This is a genomic window from Dyadobacter sp. HNCC25DJ185, from assembly GCF_056895195.1.
Window position 1 is genome coordinate 134,173 of the sequence record NZ_JBXHAR010000008.1, and the last position, 20,474, is coordinate 154,646.

General features: G+C 45.6%; 17 protein-coding genes. 7 read left to right on the forward strand and 10 right to left on the reverse strand.

Going from position 1 to position 20,474, the window contains the following annotated elements; genetic code table 11:
- Positions 1-157: 157 nt before the first annotated feature.
- The 3 genes from AC1XUF_RS22815 to AC1XUF_RS22825 form a co-directional block, all read right to left on the reverse strand.
- Entirely contained in the window at positions 158-415 is a 258-nt protein-coding gene (locus tag AC1XUF_RS22815; RefSeq protein WP_483344157.1) for a NifU family protein, read from the reverse strand.
- A gap of 68 nt (positions 416-483) precedes the next feature.
- Positions 484-1,590: an Mrp/NBP35 family ATP-binding protein gene (locus AC1XUF_RS22820; RefSeq protein WP_483344158.1), complete on the reverse strand. Its 1,107-nt coding sequence runs from the start codon at positions 1,588-1,590 to the stop codon at positions 484-486.
- A 48-nt stretch (positions 1,591-1,638) separates the two neighbouring features.
- Positions 1,639-2,652, reverse strand: coding sequence for a GSCFA domain-containing protein (locus AC1XUF_RS22825; protein ID WP_483344159.1), 1,014 nt, complete (start codon positions 2,650-2,652; stop codon positions 1,639-1,641).
- A 367-nt stretch (positions 2,653-3,019) separates the two neighbouring features.
- Between AC1XUF_RS22825 and AC1XUF_RS22830 the strand changes: the two genes are divergently transcribed.
- Both AC1XUF_RS22830 and AC1XUF_RS22835 read left to right on the forward strand, forming a co-directional pair.
- Positions 3,020-3,772 (forward strand): glycoside hydrolase family 16 protein, encoded by a 753-nt coding sequence (locus AC1XUF_RS22830; RefSeq protein ID WP_483344160.1) that lies wholly within the window; start codon positions 3,020-3,022, stop codon positions 3,770-3,772.
- 35 nt (positions 3,773-3,807) lie between these two features.
- A complete protein-coding gene (locus tag AC1XUF_RS22835) occupies positions 3,808-5,568 on the forward strand; it encodes a DNA polymerase III subunit gamma/tau (RefSeq protein WP_483344161.1) in 1,761 nt (586 codons plus the stop codon).
- On the opposite strand, the gene coaE is transcribed toward AC1XUF_RS22835, so the two are convergent.
- The 6 genes from coaE to nusB all read right to left on the reverse strand — a co-directional run bounded on the left by coaE (position 5,565) and on the right by nusB (position 9,100).
- Positions 5,565-6,173, reverse strand: coding sequence for a dephospho-CoA kinase (gene coaE / locus AC1XUF_RS22840; RefSeq protein WP_483344162.1), 609 nt, complete (start codon positions 6,171-6,173; stop codon positions 5,565-5,567). The genes AC1XUF_RS22835 and coaE overlap by 4 nt on opposite strands.
- Before the next feature lie 32 nt (positions 6,174-6,205).
- Positions 6,206-6,820, reverse strand: coding sequence for a YbbR-like domain-containing protein (locus AC1XUF_RS22845; protein ID WP_483344163.1), 615 nt, complete (start codon positions 6,818-6,820; stop codon positions 6,206-6,208).
- A gap of 95 nt (positions 6,821-6,915) precedes the next feature.
- Positions 6,916-7,218: a preprotein translocase subunit YajC gene (gene yajC / locus AC1XUF_RS22850; RefSeq protein WP_483344164.1), complete on the reverse strand. Its 303-nt coding sequence runs from the start codon at positions 7,216-7,218 to the stop codon at positions 6,916-6,918.
- A 23-nt stretch (positions 7,219-7,241) separates the two neighbouring features.
- Entirely contained in the window at positions 7,242-7,685 is a 444-nt protein-coding gene (locus tag AC1XUF_RS22855) for a DUF1573 domain-containing protein (RefSeq protein WP_483344165.1), read from the reverse strand.
- 6 nt (positions 7,686-7,691) lie between these two features.
- Positions 7,692-7,994: a YtxH domain-containing protein gene (locus AC1XUF_RS22860; RefSeq protein ID WP_483344166.1), complete on the reverse strand. Its 303-nt coding sequence runs from the start codon at positions 7,992-7,994 to the stop codon at positions 7,692-7,694.
- A gap of 101 nt (positions 7,995-8,095) precedes the next feature.
- Positions 8,096-9,100: a transcription antitermination factor NusB gene (gene nusB / locus AC1XUF_RS22865; RefSeq protein WP_483344167.1), complete on the reverse strand. Its 1,005-nt coding sequence runs from the start codon at positions 9,098-9,100 to the stop codon at positions 8,096-8,098.
- 388 nt (positions 9,101-9,488) lie between these two features.
- On the opposite strand from nusB, the gene AC1XUF_RS22870 reads away from it, so the two are divergent.
- Positions 9,489-11,270: an ABC transporter ATP-binding protein gene (locus AC1XUF_RS22870; RefSeq protein WP_483344168.1), complete on the forward strand. Its 1,782-nt coding sequence runs from the start codon at positions 9,489-9,491 to the stop codon at positions 11,268-11,270.
- 12 nt (positions 11,271-11,282) lie between these two features.
- Here AC1XUF_RS22870 and AC1XUF_RS22875 read toward each other — a convergent pair whose 3' ends face one another.
- The gene (locus tag AC1XUF_RS22875) at positions 11,283-12,092 is read right to left on the reverse strand and encodes a LexA family transcriptional regulator (RefSeq protein ID WP_483344169.1); all 810 of its coding nucleotides are present in this window, start codon (positions 12,090-12,092) and stop codon (positions 11,283-11,285) included.
- A 90-nt stretch (positions 12,093-12,182) separates the two neighbouring features.
- Between AC1XUF_RS22875 and dinB the strand changes: the two genes are divergently transcribed.
- The 4 genes from dinB to AC1XUF_RS22895 all read left to right on the forward strand — a co-directional run bounded on the left by dinB (position 12,183) and on the right by AC1XUF_RS22895 (position 20,461).
- Positions 12,183-13,412: a DNA polymerase IV gene (gene dinB, locus AC1XUF_RS22880; protein WP_483344170.1), complete on the forward strand. Its 1,230-nt coding sequence runs from the start codon at positions 12,183-12,185 to the stop codon at positions 13,410-13,412.
- Positions 13,413-13,827: 415 nt separating this feature from the next.
- Positions 13,828-16,797, forward strand: coding sequence for a DNA polymerase III subunit alpha (locus AC1XUF_RS22885; protein ID WP_483344171.1), 2,970 nt, complete (start codon positions 13,828-13,830; stop codon positions 16,795-16,797).
- A gap of 76 nt (positions 16,798-16,873) precedes the next feature.
- Positions 16,874-17,602, forward strand: a complete 729-nt coding sequence (locus AC1XUF_RS22890; RefSeq protein WP_483344172.1) for a lipocalin family protein — start codon at positions 16,874-16,876, stop codon at positions 17,600-17,602.
- A gap of 48 nt (positions 17,603-17,650) precedes the next feature.
- Positions 17,651-20,461 carry a M16 family metallopeptidase gene (locus tag AC1XUF_RS22895; protein ID WP_483344173.1) on the forward strand — a complete coding sequence of 937 codons (2,811 nt, stop codon included), beginning with the start codon at positions 17,651-17,653 and terminating at the stop codon, positions 20,459-20,461.
- The last annotated feature ends 13 nt before the right edge of the window (positions 20,462-20,474 follow it).

The window sequence follows — 20,474 nt, forward strand, 5'->3', positions numbered from 1 at the left end:
AATCCGGATTAGTGCATTCAATCATTAACGCAATATAAGCCACTAATTAAGAGTAATCAATTGCTGCTACGCAAGCCAAGGGTTTTTAAGCCAAAAAAAGCAGTCCCCGTTATAGGCGACTGCTTTCTTAGAAAAATTCACTGGAATATTTTAAGCTCTACGCAAGCTCAGGAACACTCACGGATACCACTTTATTAACATACGGAACGGCCTTTCTGATCGACTCTTCCAAACCCGCTCGGAATGTCATGGCGCTCATCGGACAGCTTTGGCAAGATCCCTGCAATTCAAGTTTAACGATCATCTCGTCTGTCACCTCAATCAATTTCACATCACCGCCGTCTGCGTGCAAATAGGGACGTACAGTTTCGAGCGCCTGCTCAATCAGTTCTATAGTTCTTTCTTTTGAATCCATTGTTACAAAAATCTATCTGCTAATATGCATGATTATATTCAAAAAATCAAATACTGAATCCCTTTGCATTAAACCTGGACCTCCACAGCTTTTGTTTTTTCGCGTGATGCATTTCTGATCGCAACCTGCTGGGCCAAAGATTCCGCGGCATCCCTGAATGCGTCATTGACGATCGGGTTCGTATCCATTACAGCAGGACGACCGTTATCGCCTGCCTCCCGGATTCCCTGTACCAAAGGGATCTGGCCCAGTAACGGCACGTCAAATTTATCGGCCAGCGATTGTCCGCCTCCTTTTCCAAAAATAAAATACTGATGATCAGGCAATTCTTCTGGCGTGAACCAGGCCATATTTTCAATAATTCCAAGAACAGGAACATTGATTTGCGGCTGCCTGAACATCGCAAGTCCTTTTATTGCATCTGCCAGGGCCACATTCTGCGGCGTTGTCACAACCACGGCGCCTGTTACCGGTACAGTTTGTACCAGCGTGAGATGTATATCGCTGGTGCCTGGCGGCAAGTCGATTAAAAGGTAGTCCAATTCTCCCCAATCAGTATCTCCAAAAAACTGTTTCAAAGCCTGACTGGCCATCGGGCCGCGCCAAACCACCGCGCTGTCCGGAGGTGTCAGAAACCCGATCGAGATCATTTTGATCCCGTATTGCCGGATCGGGTTAATGTAATTTTTGCCGTCCTTCGGGGTGATGGTCGGCTGCATATCCTGCGCCCCGAACATCATTGGGATAGACGGACCGGAAATGTCTGCATCGATAATCCCTACTTTTGCACCGGAACGATGCAGTGCCATCGCAAGATTGGCAGTTACCGTTGACTTCCCGACACCGCCTTTTCCAGAAGAAATGGCGATCACATTTTTTACGCCGGGGATGAGCGGGCCTGCATGCCGGGTTGAAGTCACATTGGCTGTAAGCTTGATAATTACTTCAATGTCGGGACTTAAATGTTCATGGACCGCTGCTTCACAATTTCTTCTGATCAACTCCTTGAGAGGGCAGGCTGGTGTCGTCAAAACAACCGTGAAACGGACCTGGTTAACCCCGATCTCGATATCCTGAATCATTCCAAGCGTCACCAGATCTTTCTTAAGATCCGGTTCTTCGACGGTGCTTAATGCTTGTAAGACTTTTTCTTTATTGATTGTAAATTCTCCCATTATGCTGGTTGAGGACTTCGTACTGATACTGTGCAACAACAAATCCGGTCAATGAGTTTGATCTCTTCCGGGAAATTCCGCCAACCTTGTCTGTATTTCCGAAATCTCTCTGGAGACATCCACATTTGCCGGGGCCGATTTCAACTTCTGAAGGATGCTCAATAACATCTTGTGCTGTCCGGCAGTATTTCCGTGGAGCGGCTTATGCTGAATGGAATGGATGATATTTTCCCATTCGTGCATAAAATCCATTGCATCCCTGCCGATGTAAGTTTGGGTAAATTTGTTGAAAATATATTCTTCTGCGATTTTATTAGGATGGATGAGGTCTTCCTCATAAAAACGGTAATCCCTGAGTTCGTCGAGCATCATCTCGTAGGAAGGAAAATATTCGACGTGCTTATACTTTTCGGATATCCTGTGACAAACAAGTCTCAAAATAGATTTACTGACCTGGTTTAAAGGCAAAGTATCCCGGGTATGGCGAACCGGGCTCACCGTGACGATGATCTTCAATTCTCTGCGAAACATTTGTAGTTTTTGGATAACCTGTTCCATTGCCTGGCCGATTTGGTCCGGGTGCAGCAGTTCCTTCACAAATTGATCTGCAGGCTGCTTGTGGCAATTCCCGATGATTTGATTCGTCCTTTTATGTCGGAATGCGTAGGCTGTCCCAAGCGTAATGACCATCAAATTCGCGTCTCTTAAAAACAGTCTGGCGGAGGCCAGCCTTTGTATCAGCTGTGCTTCCAGCGTTTCTTTTTGTGTGCCCCATTGCGAAGAGTGGTAATCATGGTGCAGCCATACGTTATCAGCATTCCGCAGGTACAAATCCGGATTGGGGGCCGTTTCGTTCACAGCAGCGTCCAGGATCTTACAGATTGCAATGGGATTGAAAACCGTACCGAACGGATTATTCAGGACATTAAACTTATAGGTCGTAAGCTGATCTCCCAGCACTTCCGCAAAGCAGGAGCCAACAGTCAGGATGTTGGAATGATACCCTATGCGCCAGTCGGAGGGCTTTACATTTACTTCGGTACTGAATTTGATTTCTTTCATCGGATGAAAGTTGATTTCGGCTACAAAAGTAACAGGTCGGATCAACCTCCTGGCCCATTTCAATTTTAGTATAAAATGTTCTAAGTTTGATCCAATTATCGTGTACGATCCTTACGATCGGCCGAATGAAAGCATCAAAAAAAACCCTAAACCAAATATCTAACCGGCGGTACGAATCAGTAAAAAAACGGGACAAGACCGATACCGCACTAAGAAATTGGATCTCTCCTATTGACAACTTAAAACCATGCGGAAAAGTAAGACAACAACTAACACAAAGTATTTGCTATCCACAGTCCCTACTCTGGTCTGTAGCATTCTGACGTGTTGCTCTCAACCTCCCGGCTTAGTCAGTTCATCAAAGCCTTTGCACTACGAATTCGCGACTACCCCATCCTGGCAGGACGAATTTACCTACAGCGGCAGGCCAGATCCAGCCAAATGGAGTTATGACCTCGGCGACCACGGCTGGGGCAATAATGAGCTGGAAAATTATACCGACGAAATAGAGAATTCGAAAGTCGAGAATGGCAATCTGGTAATTACGGCTATCAGGGAAAAATCGGGCAACGCTGATTATAGTTCCGCTCGCCTGGTCTCTAAAGGGAAAGGTGATTTTCTTTATGGCAAGTTTGAGATCCGCGCAAAACTCCCGTACGGGCTAGGTACCTGGCCTGCAATATGGATGTTGTTCAGTGAAGGAAATTATGGGAACAAAGGTTGGCCGGATAACGGTGAGATCGACATCATGGAACATGTTGGGTTCGATCAGAACCGTATCCATGGCAATATTCACACCAAAGCCTTTAATCATTCAATCCACACCAATAAAGGCAATAATCTGATCGTACCTGGTGTGTCCGAAGAGTTCCACGTTTATTCCTGCGAGTGGACGCCGGATACCATCTCAATGCTGGTTGATGGCAATGCTTATTTCAAATTCGCCAGAGAGGCGTCGTATCAATGGCAGGAATGGCCGTTTGACAAACCGCTGCATTTAATTTTAAATATTGCGATCGGTGGTAATTGGGGAGGACAGAAGGGTCTGGACAACAGCATTTTCCCTCAGAAAATGGAGATCGATTATGTCCGCGTGTACCCGCTGATCACCAAAAAGTAGCTTTGAAAATCCACTGCACGGGAGTATCTTGCATCATGGATCATTTCGTTGTTTCAGCCAGAAAATACCGTCCGGTTACCTTTGACTCCGTTGTTGGACAGTCGCACATCACTACCACTTTAAAAAATGCAATACGTACCAATCACCTGGCGCAGGCCTTTCTTTTTTGCGGCCCGAGAGGTGTAGGGAAAACAACTTGTGCGCGAATTCTGGCGAAAACCATTAATTGCCAGAATCTTGGAGACGATGTGGAAGCTTGCGGAGAATGCGAGTCGTGCGTAAGTTTTCAGAACAATGCCTCTTTCAATATCCACGAATTGGATGCCGCGTCGAATAACTCCGTCGAGGACATCAGAAATCTGATCGACCAGGTGCGGTATCCGCCCCAGACAGGCAATTACAAGATCTATATCATCGATGAGGTGCATATGCTTTCACAAGCAGCTTTCAATGCTTTTTTGAAGACATTGGAAGAACCGCCGGGTTATGCCATCTTTATCCTCGCTACAACCGAAAAACACAAGATCCTGCCGACAATACTTTCCCGCTGTCAGATCTTCGATTTTAACAGGATCCAGCCAAAGGATATCGCTTATCACTTGGGGGATATTGCCAAAAAAGAGGGCATCGCTGCTGAGCAGGAGGCTTTGGAATTAATCGGTCAAAAGGCGGACGGTGGTTTGAGAGACGCACTTTCGATGTTTGACCTGAATGTTACTTTTTCGACCGATAACCAGCTTACCTATGAGGCGGTGCTCGAAAATCTTCACATTCTGGATTATGATTATTATTTCAAAATCACGGACGCGCTCACTACGGGCAGCATCTCAAGATCATTGATCCTTTTTGATGAAATCCTGAGAAAAGGTTTCGACGGACACTTGTTTGTGGTTGGCCTGTTAGAGCATTTCAGGAATCTGCTCGTAGGAAAAGACCCTGCGACATTAAGTTTACTGCAGGTTTCCGAATCAGCAGAACGGAAATACAGGGAACAATCCGCACTTGCGGAGATGAGCTTTTTACTTTCTGCACTAAGCATCGCGGGTCAATGTGACATCAATTACAAATCAGCCAAAAACCAGAGGCTGCACGTTGAGCTATGCCTGATGAAGCTGGCCAACCTGCCCCACATCCTTCAACTGAATTCACTCGCTGCCGTTGATGAAACGGCAAAAAAAAAAGTTGAGCCTGAACAATCCATAGGTGATTCAACCCCGGTACGCGCTGAAAGTGCGGTTGAGAGGCAAGCCTCCCATGGTACACCTCACGATGCACCGGCAAGGCCCGCTCAGCCATCGGTCATTTCGTCGAAGTTAAAAAATACCATTTCATTAAATACCTCGCCGATCTTAGCAGCAAAAACAAGCGCTGACCCCGCTGTTACCGCATTACACCCTGAAAGTGAGTTCTCAAATAACAGTATCACGAAGGAAGAGCTTTCGCTTGAAACTGTTCAAAAGCACTGGTATGCATTTGCCGAAAAACGGAAACAATCAGGGAATTCTACTACTGAGGAAATTTCGCTTAAGAGAGCATTTAAGCTCGAAGGAGCAATCATCGAAATCGCTTTGGATAATACGCATCAGTTGGAGGCGATTCAAAACGTTCGTTACGATTTACTGAGCTATTTGAAAAGTCGCATCAACGCACCCAAATTGGATATTAATGGTCGGGTCGCACCACAGGAGGTGAGCAGACTGCCTTATACACCGGCTGAGAAGTTCAACTATATGGCTGAAAAAAATCCGTATCTGCTGGAATTGAAACAATTACTAGGATTGGATGTCGACTTTTAGGTTTTCAATGCCTTGCTCAGGAAAAAATTGTGCAATTCCAGTATTCTGGGAATCAGCTCCGAATTTTCGTCATTGACTACTATAAAATCAGCAATTTCCTTGCGCCTTTCTTCCGGAGCCTGCCTTCTGATAATGGCCCGAATTTCTTCCTCGCTTCTCCTGTCCCTCGCCAAAATTCTCTTTACACGGAGATCTTCAGGAGCTTCCACAACGATTACGTAATCAAGTGTATTGCCGTCTCCTGCTGCATTCATAATCGCAGCCTCCTTGATCACATAAGGCGAGCGGGAATTTTGTCTTACCCACTCTATGGTGTCGCGCATAACTGCCGGATGGATGATTGCATTGAGTTGCCTGAGCAAGCCCTCATTCTCGAAAACCAGCGCAGATACAAATGCGGTATTGTAATCGCCTTGTTCGTTATATGCTTGATCGCCAAGCAGCGAAACAACTTGCTCCCGGATATCCCGATCATTATTTGTAAGCCACTTTGCCCGGCTATCAGCGCTGTAAATTGGGATATCCAGACAAGAAAATAGTTTACAAATGACACTCTTGCCTGAACCTATCCCACCTGTGACACCAATTTGTAAGGGACGTGACATAGACAAAAGGGATCTGCGCTAAGTTTTGTGATTTACAAGGGAGGAGCCTGCAGATACTGGGCAACCTCAAAACTGATGAAAACATCCCGGTGACTCACTTCCACCAATGGATATACAGGAAGAGGGATTGGCAGGCTTTCATCATAGTTATTCTGAATTTTCGGTGTAGGTACCGACACGCGTATGGTATCCGGAAAAAGCTTTATCAACGAAACAGGGCCATCTACAGAAATCAATGAGGGTGAGACATTGATAAAGCTTGAAATGACATATCCTTCGCGGATGTTAATTTTTGCGCTATCGACCCGTATCGGTATAATTTTCCTGATTTTTGGCTCAAAATTCAGTTCAAAAGTATCTGCTACGACATAGTTGACATGCATATTGGGAAAAAGCTCCGCTATCTGGTCGGTTAGAGCTGTCGAGTTAATAATGCTTGCCTTATTGGGATTTTGAACCCGGTAAATAACCGGATTGGCGTTAAAATTCAGCCAAGATTTCTGAAGCAGGCTCCAACCATCTCCCGAAACATTCACGGAAATTCTCTTGGGCAGCGGCTTCATTGGAACAAATGCCGAATGATCGTATTCGATAGATAACGGATAATTCAGCCTGAGCGAATAATTGTCCTTATTCAGCACATTCATTAACCAAAAGAAAGACGCTGCCAGTAGGCATCCTAGAAAAGTTTTGATCCTGTTTTGGTTTGGTGGGACGTAACTCACGACAACAATTAAAAAATTTATCCGGCGATGGTACGGGATACAGCGGATTTATCAACAGTTAATTTTACACCCTTATCCAATTCGAGTGTAATCGTCGATTCTTCTACGCTGTATATCCTGGCATGAATGCCGCCAATTGTAACAACCTGGTCCCCTTTTTTCAAATTAGTAAGAAGTTCTTTCTGTTCCTTCTGCTTTTTCTGCTGCGGACGGATCATAAAAAAATAAAATACGCCTATGATACCGACCCACATGATCACCTGGTAAATCATCGCCTGCGAACCGCCTGCTGCTGCTTGTGCTAAAAGAGAGAACGTCATTGTAATAAATGGATTAGTAAGATTTAATTTTTTGTTTCTGGCTTTGGAGCTGTATTGACAATTCCCCTTAGCCTCAATTCAGAGTAGGCCGGTTCGGTATTGGCGTACACAGTGATGGTCTTTACCTGTGGCCCGGATTTATTTTTGCTGTCAAAACGAACTTTGATGCTGGAAGTTTCCTTGGGGCCAATCGGCTCCTTGGGCCATTCCGGCGTAGTGCAACCGCAGGATGAGGTGATATTGTTCAGGATCAAAGGATACTCTCCATCATTACGGAACCTGAAACTGTGTTCCACGACAGCGCCTTCCTGAATTGCTCCGAAATCATAGGACGAACTATCGATTAAAGCAAAAACAGGCATCTTTGAATCCGCCTGTTTTTCTGCATCTTTCTTTTCAACCTTTGAGCAATCAGAAAATGCAAGTGCAATTCCAATCAATATGAAAATGTTTTTTCTTCTCATCATGGTAACTCAACTGCCCTCGCCTTTTATCTGAGCCATCAACCGGTCCACATCTTCCAATAATTTCTCCGCTTTCTCGCGGGCGTCGTTTACAACTCTCTCACTTTCGGTCCTTGAAAAATTGTCCGGCTGATCCTTCTTATCAACCAGGTCCTGGATTACTTCCTGCAGTCTTTCGCGATATTTCGACAATCTGTAAGTTAACTGTGTCCGGAGAACTTCTCCTTTATCCGGCGCATAAAGAATCCCCAATGCTGCACCTGTGACACAGCCGGTCAGGAATGCTATTAAATTATTACTGGTTTTACTCATGATTTCTTAAAGTTTTAGCTGTTGCTACGGATATCGGGAACCGGTTTTTCATTATCTCCAAAAACTATTCCATACTTTGAAACACTTTATCTTTGAAAATATTATTTATTGTCTATTAACCCGCGGCCGCTTTTTCTGATGATACCCTCTTTGGCCAATTTAACGGACAGAACGTCCAGGACGCCATTCACAAACTTACCACTTTTGGGGGTACTGTACCTTTTTGCTATTTCAATATACTCGTTGATCGTGACTTTTACCGGAATACCTGGAAAATGGATTAATTCGGCAAGTGCCGTTTTCAGAATGATCAGGTCTACCAATGCAACCCGTTCCAATTCCCAGTTTTTAAGCTGGTCTTCCAGGTAAATATCGTACTGTTCACCTTCAGCCACCACAAGCCTGCATAACTCTTCCACGAAAAACCGGTCTTCTTCCCAATCTTTAGTCAGTGGTGCCAGCTGAAAAGTATGGCTTTCATCTGCAGATTTTAATGTTTTTATGGCCAGGCTTCGGATCAATTCACTATGATCGACCCAATACAGGTCGCGTTGCTCGAAGTATTCCAGAGGAACTTCATGTTTTAGTATAACCTGCCGCAGAATGTGCTGAATGATCGCCTGATCCTCCTCCGCGGTATGGGAAGCCTGTGCACAGTACGCTTCGTATACTGAATCTTTTCTAAGCGCTTCACGGTAAACTTTGCGAAGGAGATTCATTTCGTTCCCCCAATTTACCCCGTTTCTTATGATCTCTTCTTCAAGACCTTTATCTTCAATCAGAACTTTGATAACCCGGTTGGTATCCAGGCCCGAATCCTTTGGAAATGGTGCTTCGGGATCATCATACCTACGTTCACGGTCGATTTTAGCGAGGTGGGAAAGTTCGATGATCATCGACAAAACCCTGACAAAGTCAACATGTATGGATTCGGTTTCATTCAAAACCCTCCTCACCATCTTCTCTCCGTCTGTCGTGGTTTGTCTCCTGAAAGCTTCAAAAGCGCTGGTGGCAACCCTTATGACTTTTTCAGGCATTTCTTCCTCCTCATTCGGTTTGCCGTTTTTGATCAGCTCATCCAGTGTCATGCCTGCGAGACGTTTCATTCCGGACAATTTCTGCCTGTTTTGAGGCTCCATGGAATTTAAATCCGGGGCAAAAGCTTCATCAATATGGTCAAGCGCTAACAATCGGTTGGCGTCAGTGGTTAATTGTCTTGCGTAAAGCGCTTGAATTGCTTTTGTTCGTAATAATCTTCTATTCAGCATAAGCCGGAGTTACTAATTTATAAAAGGTACAGTAAATCAAAGAACGAGTTTGCATAGAGCAAGGCTTCCTGTTGTACCTCGCGTTTAATGTTTAAAATTGACCGCAAAAATAGACTATTTTGTTCAGAATCGAAAAAATGAAATGCCGCCTTTTAATTTTGCAACGTTTTGAATAAATAGGATGTTGGCTAGAAGGCTTCGGATCCGCTGACTTAAAATTTACGTAGTGAAAGCATTAAAGTACCTCAACAAGTACTTATGGAAGTATAAGTGGTATCTCATTCTGGGAATACTGTTTACCATTATTTCCAATCTTTTCGGCATTATCCCCGCTCAACTGGTGCGCTATGCACTTGATCTTGTAGTCGAGACCCTGGATATATACTACCTGTTCACTGGCGCAGCATTACAGACTGAAATGTATGACATTTTCGCTTTCAGCATTTTGCTGTATGGCCTGCTGATTTTGCTGATGGCCCTTCTGAAAGGTATTTTTCTTTTTCTTGTCCGGCAGACGATCATCGTCATGTCCCGGCATATCGAATTTGCGCTCAAAAACGATATTTATCAGCATTACCAGACACTTCCAGCCAGTTTTTTCAGAAGGCACAGCACAGGCGACCTGATGGCGCGCATTTCAGAGGATGTCAGTAATGTCCGTATTTACCTGGGTCCGGCGCTGATGTACGGGATCAACCTGATCGTCCTGTTTTTTCTTGTCATCTCTTACATGGTTTCGGTAAGTGCCAAGCTTACTTTGTATGTACTGCTTCCCCTTCCAGTGTTGTCGATAAGTGTTTACGTGGTCAACAGTATGATCATGAAGCGGTCACAGGAAATCCAGAAGCAATTGTCAGGGCTTTCCACGTATGTACAGGAGGCCTTTTCGGGTATCAGGGTTATCAAGTCGTTTGTTCAGGAAAAACATTCCTTCTCCAATTTTCAAAAAGAAGCGGAGATTTTTAAGGTAAAATCCCTTGGCCTAACCAAAGTCGACGCATTCTTTTATCCGGTCATACTTTTGCTGATAGGGCTCAGTAATATATTAATTATCTACATCGGCGGGCAGGAGATTATCAGCGGGAATCTGACGCCTGGAAATATTACAGAGTTTATTTTATATGTGAATATGCTGACCTGGCCGGTGATGGCGCTTGGCTGGACTACCAGCCAGATTCAGCGTGCGGCATCTTCGCAAAACCGTATCAACGAATTTTTAAATGAAAAAACGACGTTGGTTTCCGAAAAGAACGTGGTGAGGGCTCTAAATGGCGCTATCAGGTTCCGGAACGTTGACTTTGTGTATCCTGACTCGGGCATACGGGCACTGGACAATTTCGATCTGGAAGTGAAAGCCGGAGAGACGGTGGCAATATTGGGAACTACGGGTTCAGGAAAGAGTACCCTGGCCCATCTGATGTGCCGACTCTACGACCCAACAGGCGGAGAAATCCTGATCGATGATATTCCGATGCAGGAATACGACGTACACGCTTACCGCCGTCAGATTGGCTATGTACCCCAGGACGTTTTCCTGTTCTCCGATACGATTCAGAACAATGTCCGGTTTGGAACGCTCGATATGCCTTTTGAGAGAATCGAGCAGGCCGTAAAGGACGCTGACCTGTACAACAACATCATTGATTTTCCACAGGGCTATGATACCATTCTGGGAGAAAGGGGCATAACACTTTCAGGTGGACAAAAACAGCGGCTGTCGATTGCCAGGGCTATTGCACGCGACCCTAAAATACTGGTTTTGGACGATTGCCTCTCAGCAGTAGACACCCATACAGAAAACATTATATTGAACAACATGAAGCGGATCATGGACCAGCGTACTTCCGTAATTATTTCACACCGTGTCTCATCGGCTAAGCTGGCCGACAAAATCGTCGTTCTGGACGAAGGCAAAATTGTTGAGCAAGGTACCCATGCTCAGTTAATGGGCCTGAATGGAATTTATAAGGAACTATATGAAAAACAGCTCGTTGCGGAGGAGGTTTAATTCAAAAAGGTCTTAACGGACTAATCTCCGCATCTCTTCTTTCATTTCCCTCATCTCCTGATGTAAACTGAGCAGGCTCACCTGCTGGTTATCCCCTTCCAGATCAAAAGTCAATTTACTGTTCACCAGCCATACCTCGCGGATCTCATTGCGATCGATCCGGATCGGCGCATATTCCGGGTTAAGCGAGATCAGGGTAACAAACTGCGACTGGGGTTCCTTTTGAACCCGTTTTACCAGAATACTATCCACAGTTACAATCACGTACATCCGCTTGTTGTTCAGATTATCCCAATCATCCACTGCCTTCCCCACAATCCATTCGCCCGAATGCAATGCGGGCACCATGCTGTCCCCGTCCACCTGAAATCCGCGGAATGTAGCATTGCGGTACTCGGGCAAAGGAATGCCGAATGCCGGCAAACTCTCAAACCATTGCGCATCCCCAATGTTATGGGGATAACCCGCAGCTGCCTTCGCATTCACAAGGACGATGTTTTCTTTCCCCGAATTATCGACGGTAACGACCTTGGGATTCACCGAAACCTTGTCAGGATAAAGGTATTTCTGGGTACTGTCCCCAAACAGCCATAAAGGATTGATATGATATTTCTTCAAAAGCTCCTTCACTGCCTGCCCTGGAATGCGGGTACGCCCTCTCTCGATATCGGCCGTGGTAGCACCTATACCCAGTTCCTCCGCAAATCCGGTCTGCGTCAGATTTAACTCCTCCCTTACTTGCTTAAAACGCCTGAATTCCTCTTCGATCTGCATGCTGAATCCTGAAAACTTTAAAACGGCCCCTTGTTTAAGGTTTCTCAAATATAAAAAAATTTTTTGGAATATTTCCTTTCAACACATGGATATGTTCCATATATTTGGAATTAATCCATTATTTAGTAAATATTCCAAATGGATCGCACGATTTTACATATGGACCTGGACACTTTTTTTGTGTCTGTAGAAAGAAAAAATGACGACCGGCTGCGTGGCAAACCGGTGCTGGTGGGCGGTGTGGGCGATCGAGGGGTAGTAGCCGCATGCAGCTATGAAACGAGGTCTTTCGGGATACATTCCGGCATGCCCATGAAAATGGCCAGAAACCTTTGCCCGGAGGCGATCGTCATCAAAGGGGAAGCCGGGGTTTATTCGAAGGAATCAAAAGTTGTCTCCGAAATCATCAGGGAGACTGTACCTGTGTTTGAGAAAGCGAGCATTGACGAATTCTATGCAGATTTATCGGGAATGGATAAGTTTTACAACAGCTATCAGCTATCGTCAGAGCTTCGCACCCGGATCAGAAAGGAGAGCGGCCTGCCCATTTCCTTTGGCTTGTCGACCAGCAAGGTGGTATCGAAAGTTGCAACTGGAGAAGCCAAGCCCGATAACCAGCGAAAGGTCGACGCAGGAACGGAAAAAACCTTTCTCGCGCCGATGCGCGTACAGAAGATCCCAATGGTCGGTGACAAAACAAACAAAATCCTGTACGATATGGGCGTCAAGTACATCAAAACCATACAGGAAATGCCAGTTGAAATGATGACCAAAATCCTGGGCAAAAACGGGACGCTGCTCTGGAACCGGGCCAACGGACTGGACAACTCTCCCATTGTACCATTTCATGAGCGAAAGTCCATCTCCAACGAACGGACATTTGGAAAGGACACCGGGGATGTAAAACGTATGCGTGAGATGCTGCGCGCGATGGGCGAAAATCTCGCGTATCAGCTTCGGACAGGGAATAAGTTAACATCCTGTGTATCGGTAAAGGTGCGTTATTCGGACTTTAACACCGTTTCCAAACAGGTTAAAATCCCATACACATCGGCCGATCATTTGCTAATTCCCCAGATTGAAAGGCTGTTTGACCAGCTGCATAACCGCAGGATGATGGTCAGGCTCGTGGGGGTACATTTCAGCGACCTTGTTAACGGTAATTACCAGATCAACTTGTTCGATGATACCGAAGAGCGGCTAAATCTGTATCTGGCAATGGATTACATACGGGACAGATATGGCACCGACAACCGTGGAAATTCAATTCTGAGCTGGGGCACGACCATCGGTATCCCCAATATCGCTAGTATGGGCAACCCATTCAACGGAGAGCCGCCTATTATCCCGGCACATAGGAATGCTTAGTATGCTCTTTATACATCATGGGACCAGGAATTTTTTCCTGCAAAATTTCCTCGGAGGGATGTTACTGCGTTTTTCCCTGATAACATGGGCTAATGATAGTCAATGATATTAACCCCTGATGCATTTCCTTCCGACCAGTTGAAAATAAACACGCCACTGACCTTTGATGCAGATACTATAAAATCCTTCATAATTCCCCGGGAGCTTTTCCAAACGGTTTTACGGTTAGTCAGCAAAATTCCGGGCGCTATGCAACATTGTCAGTTTTCTAAGTACAGTCTGCTGAATTCCAATGACAATTTATTTACCCTTTCGCAAAGCCCTATTTTTTCATTGTCTTTTGAAAAAAACTAAGAATCATACCGCTATGCATTAGCAACGTCAAAATAAGCACAAGTCCATTTTTCTCAACATAATGCTACTCAACTGTCACTCTTTTTTTAGCCTGCGCTACGGCATGATCAGCGAAGAAGAATTACTTCGGATGGGTCACGAAAATGGCTATGGATGCATGGCATTGACCGACATCAATAACACGTCAGGATGCCTGAATTTTATCCGCATGGCCCCCAAACACGGTATCCGGCCCCTTGTAGGTGTCGATTTCAGAAATGGGATTCAACAGCAGTTTGTAGGCATTGCGAAGAACAACACCGGCTTTCAGGAATTGAACTCATTCTTATCGGGATATCTTTACTCAAAACAAAGCATACCCGACAATGCCCCTGCCATAGAGTCGGAAAATGCCGTTTTTATTTACCCTTTTGAAAAACTGGCGAAGACCCGCAAGGATCAGTTCCTCCCCAACGAATACATTGGCGTCTCAGCAAAGGATTTGACGAGGATTCCGTTCTCACCACTTTTTAAGTACCGGGACAAGCTTGTGATCATGCAGCCTTTGAGTTTTCGTACCAAAAAGGATTTCAACGCGCACCGCTTGTTACGGGCCATTGCAGAAAACACCTTGCTCAGCAAGCTCGCTACCTCTTCTACGGCCGAAGAAACCGATCAGATCATGCCTTTGAAAGTACTCCGGTATCATTTTAAGGACCTGGAGTACATTATTTACAACACCGAAAAACTAATGGCGGAATGCTCCATTCACTTTAGCTTTGGAGATGACAAAGAGCACCAAAACCTGAAGATATTTACAAAAAGTAAAAAAGAGGATTACCAGCTGATTTACCAGCTTGCCTGCAACGGCCTGCGTTACCGCTACGGGGCAAATGTCAACGATGAAATCCTGGACCGCTTTAATATGGAGCTGGAACTCATTGAAAAACAAAACTACATTCCTTTTTTCCTTGTCAATCACGACATTGTAAGCTATGCCCGGCAAAAGGGATACTATTATGTGGGGCGCGGAAGCGGCGCTAACAGCATCATTGCTTACCTGCTCAATATCACCAATGTAGACCCGATTGAACTTGACCTTTACTTTGAGCGGTTCATGAACTTATACCGCAAAAACCCGCCTGACTTTGACATCGATTTCTCCTGGCGCGACCGCGAAGATGTTACGCGACATCTATTCGACAGATATGGCAAAAACGGTCAGGCTGCCTTGCTCGCTACTTACAGCACATTTCAGCACAGCGCTGCAGTAAGGGAGCTGGGGAAAGTATTTGGTTTGCCCGCGTACGAAATTGATAACTTAAGTGACGGCAAATTTGATCCTGATAAACTTGACCAATTATCGACCCTGATTCTCAAATATGCCCGTTATTTTCAGGAAAACAATCAGCCTAACCACCTGAGCATCCATGCAGGGGGTATTCTTATTTCTGAGCGGCCTATCCATTATTTCACTGCCACGGACCTTCCGCCCAAAGGGTTTCCGACCACGCAGTTCGACATGGTGATTGCCGAAGATGTAGGGTTGAACAAATATGATATCCTTGGGCAAAGAGGCCTGGCCAAAATCAAGGAAACCCTGGAAGTAATCCGTTACAACCGCCCGGATGAACCTGAAATTGATATTGACGATGTCAGGAAATTCAAGACCGATCCTAAAATCAACGAACTGATCAAACAAGCCCAATGTATTGGCTGTTTCTATGTGGAATCTCCTGCAATGAGAATGCTGCTGCGTAAGCTGGAAGTAGATAATTACCTTGGCTTGGTTGCAGCCAGCTCAATTATTCGGCCTGGCGTCGCCAAAAGCGGTATGATGCGGGAGTACATCTTGCGGCATCGGCACACGGACAGAAGAGGCGAGGCTCATCCGGAGCTCATGCGGCTAATGCCCGAAACCTACGGCATTATGGTGTATCAGGAGGACGTGATCAAGGTAGCGCATTATTTTGCGAAGCTTACCCTCGGCGAAGCGGATGTGATTCGCCGGGGCATGAGCGGAAAGTTTCGTGGCCGAGAAGAATTTGAAAGGGTCAGGAAAAAGTATTTCCGGAACTGCAGTGAAATGGGCTACGATCCAAAAACAACCCAGGAAATATGGGATCAGATTGCCAGTTTCGCGGGTTATGCATTTGCCAAAGGGCATTCTGCTTCTTACGCGGTGGAAAGTTACCAAACGCTTTTTCTCAAGGCCTATTATCCATTGGAGTTTATGGTAGCGGTATTGAACAACGGCGGCGGGTTCTATGCACAGGAGTTATATATCCACGAAGCCAGGATGCAGGGCGCAAATGTTTTGCCCCCTTGCGTTAATCACAGCTTTGCCGAAACAGTGATTAAAGGTAAAGACATTTACCTGGGCATGCAGTTCCTGAATGAAATGGAAGAAAAAACCATTTTACGCATCGTTGAAGCGCGACAAGCGGACGGGGATTTCCTGTCACTGAATGATTTTCTTGACCGGGTTTCTATTTCCATCGAACAGCTGACGATCCTGATCCGTATCGATGCATTCAGGTTTACGGGAGTCGACAAGAAAACATTGCTTTGGAAAGCCCATTTCAGGCTCAGCACAACACCTGCCAAGGCTCCTCAAAAACACCTTTTTCATACTGAGGTGAAAGATTTCGAACTGCCTGCCTTTCACTCATCCCCTGTTGACGACGCATATGACCAGATCGAGCTTTTAGGTTATCCGCTTTGCAGTCCGTTCGATTTGCTGAAGTATCCGCTGCCACCCAGCGTCATGAGCCGGGACCTGCACAAATATGTGGGCTGCGAAATTATTCAGTATGGTTACCTGGTGGCTGTTAAAAATACCCGCACCACGAAAGGTGAAACCATGCATTTCGGGACATTTCTGGACCAGCGCGGGGATTTTATCGATACGGTCCATTTTCCTCCGGTAGCCGGCAAATTTAAATTTTCGGTCAAAGGCGTTTATAAAATCTATGGCAAAGTGGTTGATGAATTCGGCTTTCTGAGCCTGGAAGTGATCGAAATAACCCGGCTGGATTCGATCGAAAGATAATTCCATTTGCTTTTGTCCGTTCTCTGGTATGTTTTTGCTCATGTATTGCCATCAATAACACCAATGATATACCACGATGAAGTTGCTTATCCCACTTTTAGTCCTGACAGGATATCTGTATTCCTGTACCTCAAAGTCCGGTTCCATATCAGGAAGCTGGGTTACCGAAATGCCGGACCAACCGCAACATAAGTATGGATTTACACTCAAAGACGACGGAAAAGCTACCTCTATCAATCTGGAAACCAAAGAATACCTGAAGTGGGAAAAGCAGGGAGACCTGCTCCTGATCTCGGGCAAAAATGACTACACCGAACAAACCACAAAAGTTACCGATACCCTGAAAATCATTTCTGTCACGGACAGCGTCCTGACAGTCGAAATCGGCGGGAAACAAATCCGCTATTCCAAAACATTGGAACCCGAAAAGTTGGTTAACGACTATCAGATCTATGAGTGTTTTGCATATAAAATGAAAAAAGACTCGGCCTTTCTGCATATCAATACCGCCGACAGCATTGTGACGGGCGAGCTTATCTATATGCTTTTTGAAAAAGATAAAAATCAGGGGAAAATCGAAGGCCGGATGCACGGAGACACACTTTTTGCAAATTATACATTTGTGTCCGAGGGAACGGAGACTGTCAGGGAAATCGCTTTTGTAAAAAAAGGCTCCGGCTGGGTTGAAGGGTTCGGAGAAATTCTCGACAAAGATGGAATGACGGTTTTTAAAGACAGATCCAAACTTAAGTTCAAAAGGGGCCTTTATTTTAAAGGGATCATGTGCCCTGAAAGCATTCAATAATTTTATATTAACTTTCTTCCCAAATCTATCAAAATTAAAATTCGAAAAATGAAAAAAGCGTTCGTCGCTCTATACTTTGCCGTCCTGGCAATTTCAGGCCCCTATCCAGTATTTGCCCAAGACTTAAGCACTCAAAAAGTCCCTCTCGATCCCAGCGTCAAAACCGGCAGGTTGAAAAACGGAATGACCTACTATATCCGTAAAAACACTGAGCCTAAAAACAGGGCTGAGCTCAGGCTGGCGGTAAAAGCGGGGTCCGTATTGGAAACCGATGCCCAGCAAGGATTAGCCCACTTCATGGAGCACATGAATTTTAACGGCACGACCCATTTCCCGAAAAACGAGCTGGTGAATTTTCTTCAGAAAACCGGCGTCCGGTTCGGGGCTGACCTGAATGCTTATACGGGGTTCGACGAAACAGTGTACATGCTCCCGATACCTACGGATTCGGCCGGATTGCTGGATAAGGGACTGCAGGTATTGGAAGACTGGGCACATGGTGCATTGCTCGACCCGTCTGAAATTGAGAAAGAGCGCGGTGTTGTTTTGGAAGAATCGCGCATGGGCCGCGGCGCCAATCAAAGAATGCGCGATAAATTCCTGAAAGTGATCCTGAACAATTCGAGATATGCGGAGCGCCTGCCCATTGGGAAAGACAGTATTTTAAAAACCTTCAAGCCCGAAATCCTCAAGGCATTCTACAAAGACTGGTATCGACCCGATCTGATGGCTGTGATTGCTGTGGGAGATTTTGATGTTGCCAAAGTGGAGGCTACGATCATTCAAAAATTCAGTTCCATTGCGCCGCCCGCCAATCCCAAGAAGAGGATTCAATATGACATACCATTGGATGGGCTCACCAGGGTTGCGATCGTGACCGATCCCGAATATCCACAAAACCTGATCCAGTTGATTTACAAACAACCCAATAACAAGGAAAAGAACCTGCTGGACGTGCGCAACAATTTCGCTCAGGAACTTTACAATGCCATGATGGGACAGAGGATGCAGGAGTTGACGCAAAAAGCAAACCCGCCGTTTTTATATGGAGGAAGCCAATACGGTGATTTCCTGGGCAACCTGGATTCTTATACTTCTATCGCGCTTGCCAAAGATGCTTCCACCATGAAAACAGCACTTATCGCGCTGCTGGAAGAAAATGCCCGCGTTCAGAAATTCGGCTTCACACAACCCGAACTGGACCGTGCCAAGAAAGACTTTTTCAATGGCATTGAACAGTATTACAAGGAACGTGACAAGACGAAGTCTTCCAATCATGTACAGGAGTATCTGGACCATTTCCTGCACGGCAAGCCCTATATGGGCGTAGAAGCTTATTTTGAATTTGTAAAGAAACACCTGGACGGCGTAAAGCTGTCGGAAGTGAATGCGCTGGCTAAAAAATACATTACAGACAAAAACCGGGCGGTTGTGGTCATGGGACCTGAAAAAAGCAAGGATGCGCTGCCGACAGAAGCCGAAATCAGAAAACTTTTGACAGATGCCGGAAAAGATGTGACCGCCTATGTGGACGATGTTGTGGATTCGCCGCTGCTCTCAGCCGAACCCAAAGCCGGGAAAATAACAGGCGAAAAAACGCTGGAAAAGCTGGGGGTAACGGAACTTACCCTTTCCAACGGCGTTAAAGTCTTGCTGAAGCCTACCGACTTCAAAAATGACGAAATTCTGATCAAGGCAACTGCGAAGGGCGGCTATTCGTTGTTTCCTGATGAACGCGAGACAGGGATTTTCACAAGTTATCTGATCCAGTCGGGTGGTGTGGGGCCTTATAACCAGACCCAGCTACAAAAATTCCTCGCGGGTAAAACGGCCAGCGCAGGACCTTACCTCAGCGAATTGACCGAGGGGATTGGCGGCAGCACTAATCCAAAAGATCTGGAAACTACATTGCAGCTGATTTATGCCTATTTCACAGAACCGCGAAAGGACACTGAGGTGGTGGCAGGGATTCTTGCCAATCAGAAGGCTTACCTGGAAAACATGCAGAAAACCCTTACCCCTGAGAAAGTATATTCGGATTCGCTGAATGCAATATTGACCAATCACAACCCCAAACGCAGACCATTGAAGCCAGAGAGTGTGGACAAAGTAAATCTGGATCGTGCAGTCGCCATTTACAAAGACCGCTTCGCGGATGCTTCGGATTTCGTATTTACCATCGTGGGTGCCTTCAAGCCGGAAGAAATCAAACCACTTCTGGAAAAATACCTGGGCAGCCTGCCATCGACGGACCGGGACGATACTTTCAAACATCCGAACATATTTCCTCCAAAAGGAAAGATAGAGCAAACGATTTACAAGGGACTTGAACCAAAAAGCCGCGTGACGCTGGTTTCAAGCGGCGAATATGAATATAATCCCGAAAACAACATTCAGATTGAGGCTTTGCAGGAAATTCTTCAGATCAAACTGATCGAGTCGCTGCGGGAAGAAGAAAGCGGGGTGTATGGCGTCGGTGTTTCCGAATCGACGGATAAATTTCCAAGCGGGCATTATCGGTTCAGTATCGGCTTTGGCTGTGCGCCGGAAAATGTGGATAAGCTGGTTAAACGTACACAGGAAGAAATCGGTAAGATCAAACAAAACGGCGCCGACCCCAAAGACATCGAAAAATTTGTCGCTGAGACCCGGCGCAAAACCGAAACTGCTTTGAAAACCAACAATTTCTGGCTCGATTACCTGGACGACAATACCTTTCTGGGAGATGACCTGGACGAAATTTTCCAACAGGATAAACTCCTGAAATCCATTACAGTAGCTAGTACAAAAGCTGCGGCATTGAAATATTTCGATGATGATCATTTCATCAAAGTTGTGCTGATGCCTGAGAAGAAATAGCCCCTTTTATCCC